Source organism: Acidovorax facilis (assembly GCF_023913775.1).
Classification (GTDB): Bacteria; Pseudomonadota; Gammaproteobacteria; order Burkholderiales; family Burkholderiaceae_C; genus Acidovorax; species Acidovorax facilis.
In genome coordinates this window covers 1-1563 of record NZ_JAMXAX010000273.1, presented here as the reverse complement: position 1 = coordinate 1563, position 1563 = coordinate 1, and the positions used below count along the sequence as shown (strand labels likewise).

1 protein-coding gene is annotated in these 1563 nt (G+C 55.9%); it reads right to left on the bottom strand.

The window, feature by feature from the left end; genetic code table 11:
- Window positions 1–1443, bottom strand: a 1443-nt coding sequence (locus NFX52_RS30085) for a DUF8426 domain-containing protein (protein ID WP_252635999.1), incomplete at its 3' end; no start/stop codon positions are given.
- Window positions 1444–1563: the final 120 nt, after the last annotated feature.

The following is a 1563-nucleotide window of genomic DNA, read 5'->3' as shown; positions in this document are numbered from 1 at the left end:
GCAACGCTGAGCCAGCGCGCAAACAACGCGATCGTCGCCACGCAAACTGCATCCACCTTCTTCATCATGCCCGCGATATTCGCGGGACATGTGGCTCAACTCAAGATGCCTCGGCTGGACGCTTACGAACGTGAAGCGTCGACGCAGTGCCACATCCAACCCCGTCAGCGAGCGGTCAGCGGAGTTCATCGTACCTACCAAGTAGACATTGCTCGGTACACCGAAAGGCTTCCTTGAATAAGGCAGGGTAATCGTCAACTCCTCTTTGGCGCCAAGCCGCTTGCTCGGCTCAATCAACGTGATCAACTCACCGAAAATTCTCGATACATTCCCCCGGTTGATTTCGTCGATTATCAGCACGCGAGGAGCGTGGGCGCGGTCCGGCTCGCCTGTCGCCCGCTCTGCGAGAAGCCCTCGCAGCTTGCCCTCATCAATAGAAGCACCCAGATGAAGCTGGTAGATGGTCATCTGGCTGAACTGATTGTTCATCAGGTCACTGTGAGGGAGTGAAGGTGCATATTGACGCAGCCACCGCACCTTGCGCCTCTGGTCAAAGTCCGGCTGACCTCCAACGAACTCGTACCCACCCTCGACGATGCCGATAGCACGGAATTTGAAAAGTCCGTCAGACACCACGACGAGGTCACCGACCTTCATTTTGACGACAAAGGTGTTGACAGCTGTGACGGCATATTCGTCGCTCTCAACGTTGCGATTGGCAGCTTGGAACCGCTGAACGATATCCTTGCGAGACTGGCAGCCGCTGAAGTCAATGCCAGAACCATAGCCGAGCAGCGCTACTCCCGTGGCCATACATTCTTCGTAGATAGCAGACTCATCGGGGATCAGGCTGTTACCTAATGACATTTTCCAGATGCGCTTGCCAGTGAGGTTTAGCGGCTCAGGCTCAACGCGGTCGCCGGTCACGCGGACCGATGCACTATCACAAAGCTGCTTGAACACTCCGTCTGAAACGTCGTAGCTCAGTGCGCCATTTGTCGTAGATGTAGCCCGCAGTCCTTCAACGAAATCTTCGTATGCGAAGCTCTGGTGGAAGGTCACGAATCTCACGCGCTGGTCACGAACGAATTCATCAAACTTTGCCTTCAGGTGTTCGCGACGCGCTGCGCATGCTGCTGTGTCGGCTGGAGGTAGTTCCGGATTTTTCCGGAGGAAGTCTGGATCGAGAATAGCCAGCGCTTCCTCAACCGTGGCATAAGTCTTGCCGGTACCAGGCGGGCCGAACAAGATGGTGTTAAGAGCTGGTGGGGGCGATTCATGATGCGAGGTGGCGTCGCTCCCTAGAATGGGAGGCTCACTCACATCGTCAGCCTCCTCTTCGCTATCACCATACTCTGCCGGTACGCGGCTAGTGGCTGCGGCAACACGCGACTCGTAGGGCGCGATGGCCGTCGCGGCTATCTCAATCCAAGAAGCTGTCATGGTCCAATGAAATAGGACACCTCGATAGGGGCCCATAGACCCCAGAGGAAATGACGAACATGAAAGACAAAAGAGCGCGCAGGGCGTTTGACGCAGCCTTCAAGCTGCAAGTGGTCAAGA